The sequence below is a fragment of the Pseudomonas peli genome (assembly GCF_050563605.1).
GTDB lineage: Bacteria > Pseudomonadota > Gammaproteobacteria > Pseudomonadales > Pseudomonadaceae > Aquipseudomonas > Aquipseudomonas peli_A.
The window spans coordinates 425310-442457 of sequence record NZ_JBNXUH010000002.1; the positions used below are offsets into that span (position 1 = coordinate 425310).

Annotated in this window: 13 protein-coding genes; 5 read left to right on the forward strand and 8 right to left on the reverse strand. The window is 58.9% G+C overall.

The window, feature by feature from the left end; genetic code table 11:
- Positions 1 to 22 precede the first annotated feature (22 nt).
- From ACQ4LH_RS04255 to ACQ4LH_RS04265, 3 genes are read left to right on the forward strand one after another with little or no spacing between them, the layout of a single operon-like run.
- A complete protein-coding gene (locus ACQ4LH_RS04255) occupies positions 23 to 559 on the forward strand; it encodes an ATP-dependent zinc protease family protein (protein WP_430696145.1) in 537 nt (178 codons plus the stop codon).
- Positions 560 to 564: 5 nt separating this feature from the next.
- Positions 565 to 2091 carry an inactive transglutaminase family protein gene (locus ACQ4LH_RS04260; protein ID WP_430696068.1) on the forward strand — a complete coding sequence of 509 codons (1527 nt, stop codon included), beginning with the start codon at positions 565 to 567 and terminating at the stop codon, positions 2089 to 2091.
- Positions 2092 to 2095: 4 nt separating this feature from the next.
- Complete coding sequence (locus tag ACQ4LH_RS04265) at positions 2096 to 3082, forward strand: alpha-L-glutamate ligase-like protein (protein ID WP_430696069.1); 987 nt, start codon at positions 2096 to 2098, stop codon at positions 3080 to 3082.
- 64 nt (positions 3083 to 3146) lie between these two features.
- Here the strand turns inward: ACQ4LH_RS04265 and ACQ4LH_RS04270 are convergent, their stop codons facing one another.
- The 7 genes from ACQ4LH_RS04270 to ACQ4LH_RS04300 form a co-directional block, all read right to left on the reverse strand.
- A complete protein-coding gene (locus ACQ4LH_RS04270) occupies positions 3147 to 4295 on the reverse strand; it encodes a MalM family protein (protein WP_430696070.1) in 1149 nt (382 codons plus the stop codon).
- Between the two features lie 9 nt (positions 4296 to 4304).
- Positions 4305 to 5897 carry an outer membrane protein transport protein gene (locus ACQ4LH_RS04275; RefSeq protein ID WP_430696071.1) on the reverse strand — a complete coding sequence of 531 codons (1593 nt, stop codon included), beginning with the start codon at positions 5895 to 5897 and terminating at the stop codon, positions 4305 to 4307.
- Positions 5898 to 5915: 18 nt separating this feature from the next.
- Positions 5916 to 6920 carry a transporter gene (locus tag ACQ4LH_RS04280; protein ID WP_430696072.1) on the reverse strand — a complete coding sequence of 335 codons (1005 nt, stop codon included), beginning with the start codon at positions 6918 to 6920 and terminating at the stop codon, positions 5916 to 5918.
- A 38-nt stretch (positions 6921 to 6958) separates the two neighbouring features.
- Positions 6959 to 7720 carry a C39 family peptidase gene (locus ACQ4LH_RS04285; protein ID WP_430696073.1) on the reverse strand — a complete coding sequence of 254 codons (762 nt, stop codon included), beginning with the start codon at positions 7718 to 7720 and terminating at the stop codon, positions 6959 to 6961.
- A gap of 88 nt (positions 7721 to 7808) precedes the next feature.
- Positions 7809 to 8243 (reverse strand): DUF6160 family protein, encoded by a 435-nt coding sequence (locus ACQ4LH_RS04290; protein ID WP_430696074.1) that lies wholly within the window; start codon positions 8241 to 8243, stop codon positions 7809 to 7811.
- A gap of 244 nt (positions 8244 to 8487) precedes the next feature.
- Positions 8488 to 11211, reverse strand: coding sequence for a LuxR C-terminal-related transcriptional regulator (locus ACQ4LH_RS04295; RefSeq protein ID WP_430696075.1), 2724 nt, complete (start codon positions 11209 to 11211; stop codon positions 8488 to 8490).
- Entirely contained in the window at positions 11208 to 13922 is a 2715-nt protein-coding gene (locus ACQ4LH_RS04300; protein ID WP_430696076.1) for a LuxR C-terminal-related transcriptional regulator, read from the reverse strand. The genes ACQ4LH_RS04295 and ACQ4LH_RS04300 overlap by 4 nt, the downstream gene beginning before the upstream one ends.
- 163 nt (positions 13923 to 14085) lie before the next feature.
- Here ACQ4LH_RS04300 and pabB point away from each other — a divergent pair, with 163 nt between their 5' ends.
- The gene (pabB, locus tag ACQ4LH_RS04305) at positions 14086 to 15435 is read left to right on the forward strand and encodes an aminodeoxychorismate synthase component I (RefSeq protein ID WP_430696077.1); all 1350 of its coding nucleotides are present in this window, start codon (positions 14086 to 14088) and stop codon (positions 15433 to 15435) included.
- 131 nt (positions 15436 to 15566) lie between these two features.
- Here pabB and thrH read toward each other — a convergent pair whose 3' ends face one another.
- Positions 15567 to 16184: a bifunctional phosphoserine phosphatase/homoserine phosphotransferase ThrH gene (gene thrH, locus ACQ4LH_RS04310; RefSeq protein WP_397493186.1), complete on the reverse strand. Its 618-nt coding sequence runs from the start codon at positions 16182 to 16184 to the stop codon at positions 15567 to 15569.
- 188 nt (positions 16185 to 16372) lie between these two features.
- Between thrH and ACQ4LH_RS04315 the strand changes: the two genes are divergently transcribed.
- The gene (locus tag ACQ4LH_RS04315; protein ID WP_305590200.1) at positions 16373 to 17107 is read left to right on the forward strand and encodes a phosphoadenylyl-sulfate reductase; all 735 of its coding nucleotides are present in this window, start codon (positions 16373 to 16375) and stop codon (positions 17105 to 17107) included.
- Positions 17108 to 17148: the final 41 nt, after the last annotated feature.

Genomic DNA, 17148 nt, shown 5'->3' on the forward strand with positions numbered 1-17148 from the left:
CAACACCATGCCTTCAGGACTTATGACACTAAAGCCCTCCATCCTGCTGCTATGCCTGCTACTTGCTCCCGGCCTGAGTTTCGCCGCGGAGAAGACAGTCTATGGGCTTAATGAATACGTCCGCTTATTCGACCTCGACTTAAGACTTGCTGCCAAGCTCGACACCGGCGCCAAGACCGCATCACTCAGTGCTCGCGACATCAAACGCTTCAAGCGCGATGGCGAAACTTGGGTACGCTTCTACCTGGCTATCGACGAGGCGCACAGCAGCCCGATCGAACGCCCCCTGGCGCGCATCAGCAAGATCAAACGCCGCGCGGGCGACTATGATCCACAGGAAGAAAAAACCTATACCGCACGCCCCGTGATCGAAATGGATGTCTGCATGGGCAATGCCTTACGCACAATTGAAGTGAACTTGACCGACCGCAGTGCTTTCCAATACCCGTTGTTGATAGGCTCCGAAGCACTAAAACGGTTTTCGGCCCTGGTCGACCCGAGTCTTAAATACGCAGCAGGCAAACCTGCTTGTGCCCCTGACGCAAACCTTGGCGAGTAACTCCCATGCGCTCTCTTACCCTCCATCTGAAAGTCCTGGTCATACTCCTCGTGAGTCTGGGCATTCTGATTACGGCTTATCAGATCTTCATCCTCGGCATCCCGATGACCGAAGACGAGACTGATGACCTGTGGAACATCGACGCCAAAGTCGAGTTCCAGGCCAGTCCACGTGAACCGGTCAAGCTGCAGATGTTCGTGCCGCCCCTGGCCCAGGATTACGTCAGCCTGAATGAGAGCTTTATCTCGAATAACTACGGCGTGAGCATCAACCGCGCCGACGGCAACCGCAAAGTCACCTGGTCCGCACGTCGCGCCAGTGGTAAGCAGACCCTCTATTACCGCCTGGTGCTGACCAAGCGCTACAGCGGTGAGCAAGCCAAGGCCAAGGGCCCGATCTTCCGCGACAGCATCCCAGTTGAGGGTGCCGAGAAGATTGCCGCCGAAGCGCTGCTCGCACCGATTCGCCAGCACTCGGCGGACGTTGAAACCTTTATCAGCGAGACCATCAAACGCGTTAACAACAGCAATGACGACAACGTCAAACTGCTGCTAGCCGGCGATGCCTCAACGCCAAACAAAGCCAAAGCCATCGAATTGCTGTTGTCCATCGCCCACGTACCGATGGAGCGCGTGCACACCATTCGCCTGGCTGCCGATATCCAGCAAAGCCCTGAGTTGTGGCTGCGTAGCTTCAACGGCGAGAACTGGCTGTACTTCAACCCGGAAACCGGTGAGCAAGGCTTGCCTAGCGACCGCCTAGTCTGGTGGATCGGTGATGGAACCCTCGTCAGCCTGGAAGGTGGCAAGCAGGCGCAGGTCAGCTTCAGCCTCGACAATAGCGAAATGAACGCCATTCGCCTGGCCAAGCTGACCGACGAAAACACCGACGCTGACTTCCTCGAATACAGCCTGTATGGTCTGCCACTGCAGACCCAGCAAACCTTTATGATCATGGTGATGATCCCGATCGGCGTGCTGGTGATTCTGATCCTGCGCAACCTCGGTGGCCTGCAGACACTCGGCACCTTCACCCCGGTACTGATCGCCCTGGCCTTCCGCGAGATGCAACTGGGCTACGGCATTATGTTCTTCACCGTCATCACCGCCCTGGGTCTGTCGCTGCGCTCCTACCTGGAGCACCTGAAGCTGCAAATGCTGCCACGCCTGTCGGTGGTGCTGACCTTCGTCGTGGTATTGATCGCTGCCATCAGTTTGTTCAGTCACAAACTGGGGCTTGAACGCGGCCTGTCGGTGGCATTGTTCCCGATGGTGATTCTGACCATGACCATCGAACGTCTGTCGATCACCTGGGAAGAACGCGGCGGTGGCCATGCCTTTAAAGTGGCCATCGGCACTCTGTTCGCGGCAACCCTGGCGCACCTGCTGATGAGCGTGCCGGAGCTGAACTATTTCATCTTCACCTTCCCGGCCGTACTGATGATTCTGGTGGGCTTTATGCTGGCGATGGGTCGCTACCGTGGCTACCGCCTGACCGAACTGTTCCGCTTCAAAGCCTTCCTCAAGGACTAATGCCATGTTCGGTCTGATCAAGACGTGGAAAGCCCTGGAAGCCAAAGGCATCATGGGCATCAATCGGCGTAACGCGGACTACGTGCTGAAGTACAACAAACGGCACCTCTACCCGATCGTCGATGACAAGATCATCACCAAGATGCGCGCCATCGACGCGGGTATCGATGTGCCGGAAATGTACGGCATCATCGATACCGAAAAAGGCATCGATAACCTGCGTGCAATCATCGGTGATCGCCCGGACTTCGTAGTCAAGCCAGCGCAGGGCGCTGGCGGTGACGGCATCCTGGTGATCGCTGATCGCTTCGAAGAAAAGTACAAAACCGTCTCGGGCAAGATCATTAGCCACGAGGAGATCGAACATCAGATCTCCAGCATCCTGACGGGCCTCTACTCCCTGGGCGGCCACCGTGATCGCGCGCTGATCGAATACCGCGTAACCCCGGACCAGATCTTCAAAAGCATCAGCTACGAAGGCGTGCCAGACATCCGCATCATCGTGCTGATGGGCTACCCGGTCATGGCCATGCTGCGCCTACCCACCCGCCAATCCGGCGGCAAGGCCAACCTGCACCAGGGCGCCATCGGTGTCGGTGTCGACCTGGCGACCGGCGTGACCCTGCGCGGTACCTGGCTGAACAACAAGATCAGCAAACACCCGGACACCACCAACGCGGTGGACGGTGTGCAACTACCTAACTGGGACGGCTTTATGAAGCTCGCCGCCGGCTGCTACGAGCTGTGCGGCCTGGGCTATATCGGCGTTGACATGGTGCTGGACCAGGACAAGGGCCCGTTGATTCTCGAACTCAACGCCCGCCCCGGCCTGAATATCCAGATCGCCAACGACTGTGGTCTGACTCACCGCGCACACGCCGTCGAAGACCGTATAGCCGAACTGCAGAAAAAAGGCATCGTCGAAACCGCCGAAGAGCGCGTGCGCTTCTCGCAAGAGCTGTTTGGCCACGTCTCGATTGCCCAAATCTGATTGATCGCACAAATAAAAAAGCCCGGACTCATCCGGGCTTTTTTATGGCGGCTTGATTGAGTCACTAACGCACAATCGCCAACTCGAATGCACCTTCATCGCTGTGCGCATGGGTCTGCATGCCTGCTTCATCGACTGCCAGCGCCTGCAGGGGGCGCTTGAAGGGTTTGTTATCCAGGGTTTGCAAGCTGCGATCTTCATCCGTGGTTAATAGCAGTACGTAGTGCTCACCGGCGGCGGCTCGCACGGGGACAGTGCCTTCGATAAAGGCATAGCGGTACCAGGTTTCCGCGTGTAGCTGGTACACCGCATCACTGACCAGGCGAGTTGGCTGCTTGGCCTGATCAAGGAACAGCAAGGAGGGATAAGCCACCTGTTTGTTGGCAAAGCTGCGGATACGCAAACCGAAGTCGTACTGCGAGCGCGGCAGTTTCAGGGCTGCGTAATAGCTCTTGCCCATGGGGAAATCCAGACTGGGGGAAAAGCGATTTAACTCTTCGTAACGTGGTTCATCGGCGCTGATGGGGGTGAAATCCTCTTCAGTCAATTGCCCGCAGCAACGCTCGACCAACTCCTGATAGCGCCCCTCGCTCTTTTCTTCGGTACCAGCCAGCAAGGACTGCATCGCGGCAGTGGGTTGCCCATCCAGCCCTGGCAAGGCCTGCGCTTTGCCGTCAAAGGTAACTTCTCGCCCCTGAGTCAACGCGGCATTGTGCATGGTTGGCGGCGGCGGTTTAGCTCCTTTGGGGGGCACCTTGGAGTTACGCATACGGCCTTGCTCATCGACCCAGGTAAAGTAGCGGCCATCTTGCTCATCACGGGCAAAATCACGCCCTTCCAGCACATCCGAGCTGATGTAGGCACTGGAGCGCTCACCGGTACCTAGAAGAATCTCATTGCCACCCGCCTGCACCTGCTGGCCGACATAGAAGCTGTTCTGCAGATTGCCGCTGGCATCCACCCAAGTGAAATAGCGCCGCTTGCTCTCACCACTGCTCTTGCTACCAGGCCAGGCCGCTGCCTCACCCTCATTCAAACGCGCCTGATCGCTGCGCTGGATATTACCGGCAGCCGTGCGCTGGTGAGCCATATAGCGATTGTCGACAAAGCTGTTGTGTACCCGCCCCTGGTCATCGACCCAGGTCAGGTAGCGGCCGCTGGCGCTGGCCTGCGTAGCCGCCAAAAAACCTATCAGCATCAGCACAATGCGCATGACTGAACCCTAGAAAGTGGTGCGGTAGGTCAACGCCAACACATAGGCTTTGACGCTGGTTTTCACATCCAGATCGGCATAGGGGTTGTACACCATGCTGTCAATGGATGAGCAGTTGAGGTTGCAGCTGGAGCGCGCCGGGATGTCCTGCTTGCTGACCAGGTAGTTGAAGCCCAAGTCGATCACAGTGTTCTTATCCCACTGGTAACCCAGCCCCAGGCCATAGAGCTTGGCATCGCCCAAAGGCGCCAGTACATCAGCCTTGTTGCCAGGAATGGCCGAAGGCCGTGGCTCATAGCCCATACGCAGGCTCAAGCGATCATTGACCTGGTACTCCACACCGACAGCCCAGCTCCAGACGGACTCATAGCCACGGTCAAGAATGATGCTGGTCGAGGTGGCGTTCTCCGGGGAGAACAGGCTGGCGATGGTCAGAATATCCAGCTGGCGATCGAACTCCAGCTCGAATTTGTCCCACGCGGCGTAGTCGGTCCATTTCACATCCAGGTTGATCTGCCAACGCTCATGCGGCTTGAACTTGATGCCGCTGGCAAAGTGCGCCGGGTAGGTCATGTTCAACGAGACGTTGCCCTGCTCCTTATCGAACAAGCCGTCTGGTGTCAGGGTATTGAACACCGCGCCGATAAATGAGCTGTCCAAGCCCTGCCAGAAGCCCTGCCAGTTCTCCGAATAATCCACCACATAGCGCCCTTTCAAGCGCATCTTGGCCTCGCTCTGGTAGACCGCTCCCAACGCAAACCAGTCGTTTGGTTCCCAGAGGAAACCGACGTTCCAGGTGGGCGAAAGGGTCTGCTGCATATCGATGTCGATATTGGCGATATCGGTGAAAGGCCCCAGCTCACCGCCGCAGATATTCAGAAAAATCTCGAACGGATTATTGTCTACCAGGCACAACGCATCCTGAGCCACCCCGACAAAACCGGTGAGGATGCCCGGTGCGCGGAAGTCTTGGTTCAGCGCCATGGCCTGATGGGAAAAGCCGATGGACAGCCCCAGCGACAGCTCATCGTTAACCTGATATGCCAGTGAAGGCGAGAAGTAGGTCAGACGCTGAATCACCAGCTCCTTGCCCTGATAGCGCCCCGGGTCATCATCGTCACGGGCAAAACCCAGTGCCTGCGGTGTGTACATATTGGTGGCGAAGGTCAGTTTGGAACCTGGCGGTGTGATGGACAGCCCTGCCAGCGGCGCAAACAGCATCGGCAACTCGGTGGCGCCACCTACACCCGGCAGGTACATCATCGCAGCCCCTGCTCGACTGGACGAATTGGCCACGGGGTCGTTATCCAGACCGAGAAAATTGCTGCCATAACCATCAGGGGCATCGAAGTCGGCACGAATATCCATCATTCCGGTGATGAACTTGACCGTCGTCTGCCGGCCCTTGAGTTTGCTCAGGGCGGCCGGGTTGTAATGCACTGCATCGATACCGGTGAAATCGGCCGTTACTGCATTGCCTAACGCCATGGCCTTGGGACTGCCAATCGTCAGATTCTGCGCCAGCTGTGCCTGAGCGAGCCCGCAGCAGAGCGAGGTTGCCCAAAAAATCGCCTGCGTCAGCAGCGAAATTCGCGTGTTCATAGGAAGGTTCGCTCGCGTCTATTGGGCCTTCAGGCCTTTGATATCCAAAGGCATGGAGATGCCCAACAGCACATCTGGCGAATCCTCGGTCATCCCGAAACCGGCGTTGACGTTGACGATGCGCTCCGGCGATGTACGCAAGCCCAGCGAGAAGTTCATCACCGCACTGGTCTGCCCGCGGCCCTCGGCTTCGCCATCGGCAAAGGTGAAGGTCGGCTTAAGCGAATGCGACATCTGATAGGAAGTCGCCAGCGACACGTCATAGGACAATGCATAGGCAAAACCCATGCTCAGGGAGAATGACGAACCGGGGTCGACTTCTTCGAGCAAGCGACCGCCGCGTACCTGGCCAATGCCGGTGATTGGCATGTTGTAGGTGTAGCCAACGGAGCCGAACAGCACGACCGGGTCGATCACATAGGACATGTTCGCGCCAACGCCCAGGCTGTATGCGCCGCTGCCCGTAGACAGGTCGCTCGCGGTATTGATGTCATAAGGACTGTTACCCGTTGGTAAGCCCAGAGTCGCGTACAGGGTAGTCACCGGTTTGCCGCGCAAGGAGGTCCACGGCTGCCAGCGCAGGCTGGCGGAGATATCGCCGAGGCTGTAGGCATCCAGGTCACGCTCAGTGTCGTACTTGGCGACCATGGGCAGACGGACACTGAAGGTCAGGTTGTCCCATACGCCGTAGTCGAAGGTGAACGAGTTGGTAAAGGTGTGCTGCGCCTCGCTCTGGCCAATCACACTGAATACGTTGTTGCCGGTGCGCACAGTCTCGATAACCGTATCGCGCAGCAGCGAGTAATCGAACCCATAGGTCAGGGTACGCTCGCCTTTTTTCAGCAAGGTGTAGCTTTTCTCCGCAGCCTGAAACACCTCTTCCAGCGCCTTGGCGCTATCGGCGTCGTCTTCCTGCTTGCTCAACGCTTCACGCGCCTGATCGACCGAAGTCGGATCGGCAAACACCGCTGAGCTGGCAGCCCCTGCCAGCATGGCCAGCCATACATAATGCAAAACTCTCATGGCGCAGCCCCCAAATATTTATTGTTATGCCGGGCGTTTTACTTGCGTCGGATATAGCGAATATCGCCATCGGAACCCAGCTCTGTGGCCTGGTTCTCGGTGAACTTGGTCATCTGTGGAAACTCGCGAAATGCCAGCAAGCTGATGGTGCGATCATCGATGATGCGCAGATCCTGCTCGCTCAAGGCCAGGGCATTCGGTGGCTCATTACCATTGGGGAAAATCACGAACAGCACGTTCTGGTCCCAGATTTCCTCAAAACGCGTACGGGTAAAACTGATATTGCCGAGTGCCGGGTCCGCCACAAACACATGGTCGTTGTACACATCGCGCACCACCACAAAGTGTTTGAAGCCGGCATATTCGATCGGCACGATGGCCGGATGCTCAAGCTCGTCGAGATCGGCAAAGGCCGCGCGAAAACCACCACTTTTGTAACCCAGCGCCGTGACAAACCGCTTCATGTCGAGCAGGGAAAAACCGCGCCGTTCAACGATCTTGTCGGCCTCGCCAAACTGCAACAGACCCTCCATCACCTGGCGTTCCTGCAGGTTGCGGCCGAGGAAATAGTCCAGCAGCGAGGTCAAAGCAGCCGAGCCGCAGCTGTAGTCATAAGCCTGACGAATCACATTGCGAAACTGCAACTGGCTCATCGGCTCAAGCGTCACCGTCTCACGCAAAGGCCCATTTGGCAGCAAGTGCTGATTGATATGCACAGTGCCCGGCGCCGGCGGCTTGGTATCCACCGCTTCGGTAAAGCCCCACACGCCGATCAGGCTGCCCAGCAGAATCTCGATCATCAGCCAACCGCACTCCTATCCGGCAAGAGAAAAGTCCTACCGGCCGAAGCCGGTAAGACTTTTCAACACACGGAACAACTAAGCGAACTTAGTGGCCCCAGACTTTTACGGTGGTGCCGGCCATGTTCATGTCGTTAACCGCCAGGGAGCCGATGCTGGCTGCGGTTGGACCGCCGACTTTGATCGCGCCAACGCTCAGCTGACCGGTGATGGTCGGCAGGCTGATTTGCAGTTGCTGGGTGCCGCTGCCGTTGGTGACCACGTCAACCATGACCGGGGCGTTGTCGTCGATGTTGAAGCCAGTGAAGGAAACGGTTTCCATGCGCAGCGAACCACCGCCAGTGTCGCCGTCGGTGTAAACCAGGCTACCGATGGTGCCGTTGAAGCTACCGGAGATGCTGATGCCATCCTGACCGGTTACGGTTGCCAGAGCAGTGTCATCCATGGCCTTGAGCTCAGCCTGAGCCATGAAAGGAACAGCCAGAACAGCGGTGGCCAAGGCCAGTTGTTTGAGGGTTTTCATTGTTATTGTCTCCACAGTTCACTTATGGGTTGTCCCCGGCAGGCTGCTCTGGACTCCTGTCCGTCTCAGCTACAGCGGCGTGCGCCGCTCACCAGGTCTGACACTGCTTCCCTATTCGCGCCAGGCTTGGAATCGTGAAGCACCATGCTTCTCGTCCTGACGCTAAAACTACTGGTGCAAGCCCTGGCTGCCAGCCCATCCAAGGGATGGAGCGCCCATCTGGCGCAAATCCGGCAGCCAATCCTCAGGCCTCGCTCAACAACCCTAGGCTCTTGCCCTTCAAAACCGCTTGCGTGCGGCTGCGCACGCCCAGCTTGGCGAACAGGTTGTGCAGGTGCCATTTGATCGTGGCCTCGGACAAATGCACCGCCTGGGCGATATCACGGTTCGACAAACCAGCCGCCACGAAGCGCAGAATCTCTCGCTCTCGATGGCTAACATCTTGATTCTCATCGAAAGTTTCTAGATCAATAGACAACCGACGGCATTGCTCACGCAGTTGCTCGGCCAGCCCTTGCCAGGCACTGGCGCGCTTGGGTTCGGCGCTGTGCCAGGCGTCCCAGAGCGGTAGCAGCCAGAGTGCGTCATCCAGAAACATGCGCCGGTAACCGCTGACCCAGGCGTCTTCGACCGTGCTTTTGAGCAAAGCAAAGGCCTTGTCGCTGTTACCTTTGCGCCAGTACGCCACAGAAAGTAACAAGGCCAGACGCAGGCGCCGATCACGCTGATGCTCGGCCGTCTGTTTGGCCAGGCAGGCCTCTAGCACCGCTTGCGCCTTGTCGGCACGGCGTTCGGAGAGGGCCAGGCGCGCTTCCGACAATACCTGCACGGTTTCCGCATCGGCATAACGGCCCGGCGGCAATACCGCCAGATGGCGCTGCAGCTGCAGGCAGGTGCGCTCGGCCTCATTGGGCTTACGCAGCCACAGCAGAAACTGCACCTTGCAGCTCATGCCTAGCGCGTAGACCCGCTCATAACCTGGGCCATGCAAGCCGGCCAGCCACTCATCAAGCTCCGCCAAGGCCGACTCGCCCTCGCCGGCAAAGAAACGCGCCTTGGCCATGACCAGCTTGCCGCGACTGATCAGCTCAATCGGCGTGGCCACATCGCGCCACGTGGTCGCCAGTGGTAACTCGGCCAGGATCGCCGCATGCCGATCCTGCTCATACAGCAGGTCGGCATAGGCCAGAGCCAGCGGCCCACCGACCCGACTGCGGCGGCCAAACACCTGCTCAACCCGCGCCCGCGCACTTTCCGCCAATACGCGACCGCGCTCGGGCTGCCCCATCTCCTTGCAGATCAAGGCCTCAATCAGGCTGACCACCGCGTGCAGGTATTCGCTGTCGGCCTGCTCCAGGTTGTCGCGCGCCACCGCAATCGATTTGGCCGCATCGCCGAACTCGCCCAACAATGCGTAAGCAGCGGCCTGAATACAGGACATGCTCGCGCGGAAAATCGGCTGGTTATCCGGCACCAGGGCCAGCCAGTGACGCGCCACTTTCAGCGCGCCCTCCAGCCTGTCCTGATACAGCAGCACCAGCGCCTTGAGCACCTGGGCCACCGCCAGCAACACTGCCAGACCAAAGTGCATCGGCTTGCCACGCCCTTGCATCAGGCGCGTGCTGACCTCTTCGATCAGCGCTTCGGCTTCAGCGTACTTCTGCTCGAAGGCCAGCTGCCAGGCGTAGAAAATCTGGAACACCGGGTGTTCGCGAATCACCTCGGCCGGCACATCCTTGAGGATCGCCAAAATGCCGTACACCTGATTGCCAGCAATCAGCGTCGCGCCCTGGCGCTCCAGCAGCTCGGCGGCAAAGGCGTAGTCACGCGCGCGCAAGGCGTATTTGACCGATTTATCAGTCAGCTCATGGCTTTCACACCAGCGGGCAGCGGCGTGCAACAGATGGGTTGGGTCGCCCGCACGACTCAGGCGGCCCTGGAGAAACTCGGCAAACAGATGGTGATAGCGAAACCACTCGCCCTGCTCGTCCAGCGCGATGATAAACAGCTGAGCGGTCTGCAGACGTTTGAGCATCTGCGCGCCATCTGTGCGGCCGGTCAGGGCGTTGCACAACTCGGCGTTGAACTCATCGAGTACCGAGGTCTGATCGAGAAATAGCTGCTGGTCCTGCGGCAGATGATCCAGCACATCCTCCGCCAGGTAATCAGCGATATTGCGCTCGGTACCGGAAAGCCCAGCGAGAAAGGCAGCGCGCTCCGGGTGCCGCGCCAGTGCCAAAGCCACCAGGTGCAATGCCGTAATCCAGCCCTCGGTACGCCGGTGCAGCAAATCCAGCTCGGCACTGCTCAGCTGCAATTGCTTGAGCTCATGGAAATAGGCTTCCGTCTCGCTACGGGTAAGGCGTAACTCATCCGCCTTGACCCACAACGCCCAAGGCGTGATGACCGGTTGTTCATCAAGAAAGCGCGGGTTATAGCGGGTGCTACCAATCATCCGCACATTGGCTGGCACTTGTTTGACGAAGTAACTGACCAGTGGCCCCAGCTCCGTATGCCGCACGCGGTGAAAGTCATCGAAGATCAGGTACAGGTCGCCCTGGACCCTCTTCAGGTCGCCAATAAACGAATCCAGCAACAATTCATTGGGCACGCTCAGGTCGTCACGCAACAGGCGCGCGGTACTCGCGCCAAAGCCGGGCAGCTGCGCCTCTATCGCGGCAATCAGGTAGTGCAACAAGCGTTGCGGCTCACTGTCGGCTTCATCGCAGGACAACCAGGCCACCCGCGCACCGGTCTCCAACAAACGCAGACGAAATTGACTAAGCACCGTACTTTTGCCGAAACCGGCGGGCGCACTGAGCAGAATCAGGCGCTGTTCGCGGGCATTGAACAGCCGGTCAAGCAAGGCTGAACGGGCCAGCAACGGCCGGCCGGCAGATTCTGCGGGAAACAGCTTGGTACGCAGTAACGGCAACTTGCCCTTACGGGGCATCGATTGGCTATTCATAGGTCCAGAAGACTCAGTTCACGGGCGCGACGGATGGCTTGCGTACGGTTACGCACCTTGAGCTTTTCGTAAATGTTGTGCAGGTGCCATTTGACCGTACCGAGGGCCAATGACAGTTGTTGGCCGATCTCATCATTGGACATGCCCTGAGCCGCCAGGCAGACCACCTCACGCTCGCGCTCGGTCAGCCCTTCTTCGAGCACTTCCAGCGATTGCCGCGCGCTATTGCCCGGCCAGATGGCCAGCAAGCCGCGAATAAAGCCCTGTAGCGCCGGCTGGCGTTCGGCGGCCTCCAGCTGCTGCAGCAACAGACGAATGGCCTCGCCCTCCTCGACAAACAGGCTGCGCACACCTTCGCGCTCGGCACCGATCAAACATTGCACCAACAAGCTTTGCGCCCGTTCCTGATAGCCCAGACGCTGATAACTCAGTGCCGCCAGCAAATCGAGCCGCAGGCGCTGCAAGCCATGCCAGTTATCCAGCAGCATGCCGCGCAGCTGGGTGATTTCGTGCAGCGCTTCGCTGTAATGGCCGCGCGCCTGCTGCAGACGAATACGGGTCAGACCGCGCACCCACAGCACTGGATTGAAGCGCATGTGCTGGTAATGCTCGGCCAGCTTGTTCCAGTCCACGGTCTTCAGCCGTTGCTCGGCGCGTTTCAATCGATCAGCAGCAGGCTCCTGAAGAATCTGCACCACCTCATCGGCCACCGCCTGGGCGTAAAAGCGCCAGGACTGGTTGCGCGCGGCGAGGTTCTGCATCAGCACCAGGCTGGCGTAGGCATCCTTGGGGTTGTCCTGCATGCGCTGCACATGGGCCATGCACAGCATGCCTTGGGCATACAGGTCGATCGGGTTGATCACATCGACCGTAGCCAGCGCCCAACGCAGGCGCTCCTCGATGCCCTCCAGGCGGCCCTGGTTATAGGCGATCAGGGCCTCGGTGATGGTCGGCAGCGCCAGGGCCCGCGATCTATCGGCAAACCAGGGAATAACCCGAGCACGCAGCTGGGCGAACAACAACTCGGCCTGACGGATCTGCCCCTGCTCCAGACTCAGCAGCACCTCGACGTTGGCCAGCTGCATATCCAGATAGCGTCCTTCAAGGAAGTGATTGCGCTGCTGCGCCAGAGCCAGCAGGCGTTTGGCTTGGTCCGGCTGGCCGATCATCACATTGGCCAGCGCGCCGACAATCAGCATCGCCACTTCGAGAAAGGCAGTGTGCTGGCCCAGCTGCACTTCAACCCGTCGCGCCAGGGCAATGCAGGTCTGCAAATCATCCTTCTGCAAGGCGATAACTGACTTGATCGCCAGGGTTGCCAACAGCTTGTCGCTCAACGGCGCACCCGGCTTGGCCTCCGTCCAACGTTCAAGCAGTTCATCGAGCATGCGATTGGCTTCCACCAGACCCAGCTCGGCGGCGCGAGTCCAGACATCGGCAAGTACCAGCACGGGAAAACGCTCGGCGATCTCATCCGGCACATGCTGACGCCACTTGTAGATCAGGTTGAGCTGGCCACGGTTGATCAGCTCCAGACCACAACCGTCGACCAATGCGGCGAGCATTTCCGGGTCTTCGGCCAGACAGGCATGCTCGATAGCCAGGTTCTGCATATGGTGGTTGGTGAACCACAGGCTGGCGTTGAAATGCAGCTGTTTGAAGCGCTCCGGGTCGCGCTCTTTCAGGCGACCGCGCAAGAATTCGGCAAACAGGTTGTGAAAGCGATACCACTGGCGCTCGCGGTCCAGCGGCAAGAGGAACAGCTGCATGGCCTCAAGCTCTTCCAGCAACTGCTGGCCGTCATGCCGCCCAGTCAGGGCATTGGCCAGGTCGCCACTGAGTTGCTGCGCCACGCCCAGGGCCAGCAGCAATTCCTGTTTGTCGACCGGCAGCTGTTCGAAAACGCTGCGCAGCAGGTACGCGCCCACCGCCGCCTGGTCGGTGCCCATATCAGCAATCTGCGCGGCGGCCTGGGGCTGATGGCGCAGCCAGAGACTGGCCAGATGCACACCCACCATCCAACCTTCGGTCTGGCTGTACAGGGCGGAAAACGCCACTGCATCCAGTTGCAGGCCGCAACGCTGCAGATAATCACGGGTTTCCGCCTTGCTCAGGCGCAGTTCCTGTTCACCGATCTCCACCAGCAAATCCTTGGCGCGCAGAGTGGCCAAGTTCAGCGCCGGTTGCGAGCGGCTGCCGATGGCCAGGGTAAAAGCTTCGGGGGCAAATTTGATCAGGCGATTGAGTGCGCTAAGCAACTCGGCGTCCTGAATCAGGTGCAGATCATCAAGCACCAGCAACAGCGGGGTTTCCAGCTGCGCCAGATCCACCAGCAGGCTTTCCATCACCGCGGAAACCGGCACCCGCATGGTGTTCTGCAAGTAGGCCAGAGCTTCTGCGCCAAAGCCCGGCAACAGGCGGGAAAGCGCCTCAATCAGCTGCAACAGAAAACGCGATGGCTCATCGTCACCGGGGCCGAGCGACAGCCAGGCCACCGCATGACCACTTTGCTCGCGAGCATGGGCCAGTGCGACCAGCGCACTGGTTTTGCCAAACCCGGCCGGGGCTGCCAATAGCAGCACGCGCGCATGGGGGTTGGCGCACAGGGCAGATTCAAGCTGCGGCCTGACCAGGTAATCCGTAGAAGCCTGGGGTGGCATCAGTTTGGCGCGCAAAAGGCTGCCAGCGGCAGGATCCATTACTTCATCCATGGCCTTGATCCCGTAGTAATTATTATTTTATGAGTCACATCGAACATCCGCGGACCTTTCCATACTAATGAGCGGCAGCATCCCGAGTAAACCCATCCGCAAGCTCTAGGATGAATGTTGGCGACGTTCTACAATCGGCATCCGCGCACCTTGAAAGTGTCATATGCCTACTTGCCTTGTACAGGCTCTGCCCTACCTCGCAGACCCTTCGCGTTACTTCAGCTGCGTCATGCATGCACCCGGCGCAGTCTTGCTGGATGCGGGGCGGCCGACCGCGCAGCGTGGACGCTATGACCTTATCAGCGCCTGGCCATTGGCAGAGCTGGCACCGACGCCTGACGAAACGGCCAACGCTTTCCTGCAACGCCTGCGCCAGAGCCTTGCAGACCTCGGCGAGTGCCAGCCACCGGCTGATAATCCGCTTCCGTTCGTCGGCGGGCTGATTGGTTACCTGAGTTATGACTTCGGCCGCCGGCTGGAACAGCTGCCGGCTCAGGCCGTTGATGACCTCGACTTAGCGGATGCGCGCTTTGGCCTGTATGCCTGGGCGCTGATCACCGATCACCAGCAACAACGCAGCCAACTGATGTTTCACCCAAGCCTGGATGCGGGCGAACGCCAACGTCTAAGTGCTCTGTTCGCCGCGCCGGCAGCGTCTGCGCCGGAACCGTTCAGGCTGCTGGGGTGTTTTCAGTCCGACATTAGCGAAGCCGAGTACCAGCAGTGCTTTGCGCGCATTCAGGCCTATATCCAGGCCGGCGACTGCTATCAGGTGAACTTTGCCCAACGCTTTCGCGCGGGCTATCAGGGCTCTCCATGGACCGCCTACCAAGCCCTGCGCGCCGCCTGCCCAACACCCTTCTCGGGTTATCAGACGTTGCCAAACGGCGGCGCCATCATCAGCCTGTCGCCTGAACGCTTTTTGCGCATCAGCGAAGGCCAGGTGGAAACGCGGCCGATCAAAGGCACCCGCCCTCGCCATACCGATGCCGAGCGGGATAAAGCGCAAGCCGACGCCCTGCTGTGCAGCAGTAAGGACCGGGCGGAAAACCTGATGATTGTCGATCTACTGCGCAATGACCTAGGCCGCAGCTGCCGCGTCGGCTCGGTACAGGTACCGGAACTCTTCGCTCTGGAAAGCTACCCCAACGTGCATCACCTGGTCAGCGCCGTAACCGGCGAACTTGCGGCCGACAAGGATGCCCTGGACCTGATCGCTGGCAGCTTCCCCGGCGGCTCGATTACCGGCGCGCCGAAGATTCGCGCCATGCAAATCATCGACGAACTGGAACCAACCCGCCGCGCGCTGTATTGCGGCTCGTTGCTGTATCTGGATGTGCGCGGCGAAATGGACAGCTCAATCGCTATCCGCAGCCTGCTGGCCAAGGATGGACAGCTCAGTTGCTGGGGCGGCGGCGGCATAGTCGCCGACTCCAACGGCCAGGCCGAATACCAGGAGTCGATTACCAAGGTCAAAGTGCTGCTGGAGACTCTGGAACAGTTCTGCGACTGACCTGGATGGCGGGCACAAAAAACTTCCGGGAGAAGTTTTTGACGTCGCCCAGCGACGGCCCGAAGGGTGGCCGCCATGGATGGCAGGCTACAAAAAAGCCCGCAAATGCGGGCTTTTCAATAGAGAGCTGATTACAGGCTCAGCTCGCGGTTGGACGCCTTGAGGAACTCGCGCTTGAGGTCTTCATAGGTGTGTACTGCAGGGAACTGCGGGAATTCGCGAATCACGTTATCCGGCGCATGGAACAGGATGCCGGCGTGGGCTTCGCTGAGCATAGTGGTGTCGTTATACGAGTCACCCGCCGCGATCACGCGATAGTAGAGGCTCTTGAAGGCGATGACCGACTGACGCTTGGGATCCTTCTGGCGCAGTTGGTAATCCACTACCCGATCCGTTTCATCGGTGATCAGTTTGTGACACAGCAATGTAGGGAAACCCAACTGACGCATCAGCGGCTGGGAAAACTCGTAGAAGGTGTCTGAGAGAATCACCACCTGAAAGCGCTCACGCAGCCAGTCGACAAACTCCACCGCGCCTTCCAGAGGCTTGAGTGTGGCGATCACCTCTTGGATGTCGGACAGCTTCAAGCCGTGCTCGTCCAGGATGCGCAGGCGCTGCTTCATCAGCACGTCATAGTCCGGAATATCCCGGGTGGTCGCTTTCAGCGATTCGATGCCAGTTTTTTCCGCGAAGGCGATCCAGATTTCCGGGACCAACACGCCTTCCAGGTCGAGACACGCGATTTCCACAGGACACTCCTAGCTTGGATTTATTTGAGAGGCGGCACTCTAGCCGCTCCCCCAAAGCTCTGCAACGCAGAGGTTTATACCCAAATCAAAGGTCTACTACGGCACTTGGTTATTTAGTCGTATAACCGGCTTTTGCTACCATCCCCACACAAGACGCGCGACGTCACCATAACTAGGAATTCAGCCCGATGAGCCACCCCTTCGATGCAGCCGAACTGGCGGCAACCTACGCCAACAAGTCGCCCCAGGATATTCTCAAGCTCGCCTTCGAACATTTTGGCGATGAACTGTGGCTATCCTTCAGCGGCGCGGAAGATGTGGTGCTGGTCGACATGGCCTGGAAAATCAACAAGAACGTCAAAGTTTTCAGCCTCGACACCGGCCGCCTGCACCCGGAGACCTATCGTTTTATCGATCAGGTGCGCGAGCACTACAACATCAGCATCGACATACTCTCGCCGGAGGCGGCAGCGCTGGAGCCTTTCGTCAAAGAAAAAGGCCTGTATAGCTTCTACAAGGACGGCCATGGCGAATGCTGCGGCATCCGCAAGACCGCCCCGCTACGCCGTAAACTCGCCACGGTAAAGGCCTGGGCCACCGGTCAGCGCCGTGACCAGAGCCCGGGCACACGCAGCCAGGTTGCCGTGGTGGAAATCGACGGTGCCTTTTCTACTGCCGACAACACCCTGTACAAGTTCAATCCGCTGGCGCAGATGAGCAGCGAAGATGTTTGGGCCTATATCCGCATGCTTGAGCTGCCCTACAACAGCTTGCATGAACGCGGCTTTATCAGCATCGGTTGCGAGCCCTGCACCCGCCCGGTGCTGCCAAATCAGCACGAACGTGAGGGCCGCTGGTGGTGGGAAGAAGCCACGCAGAAAGAATGCGGTTTGCATGCCGGCAATCTGATCGCCAAAATCTGACTCCGCAGGCACAAAGGCAGATATAAAAAAGGCCAGTCACT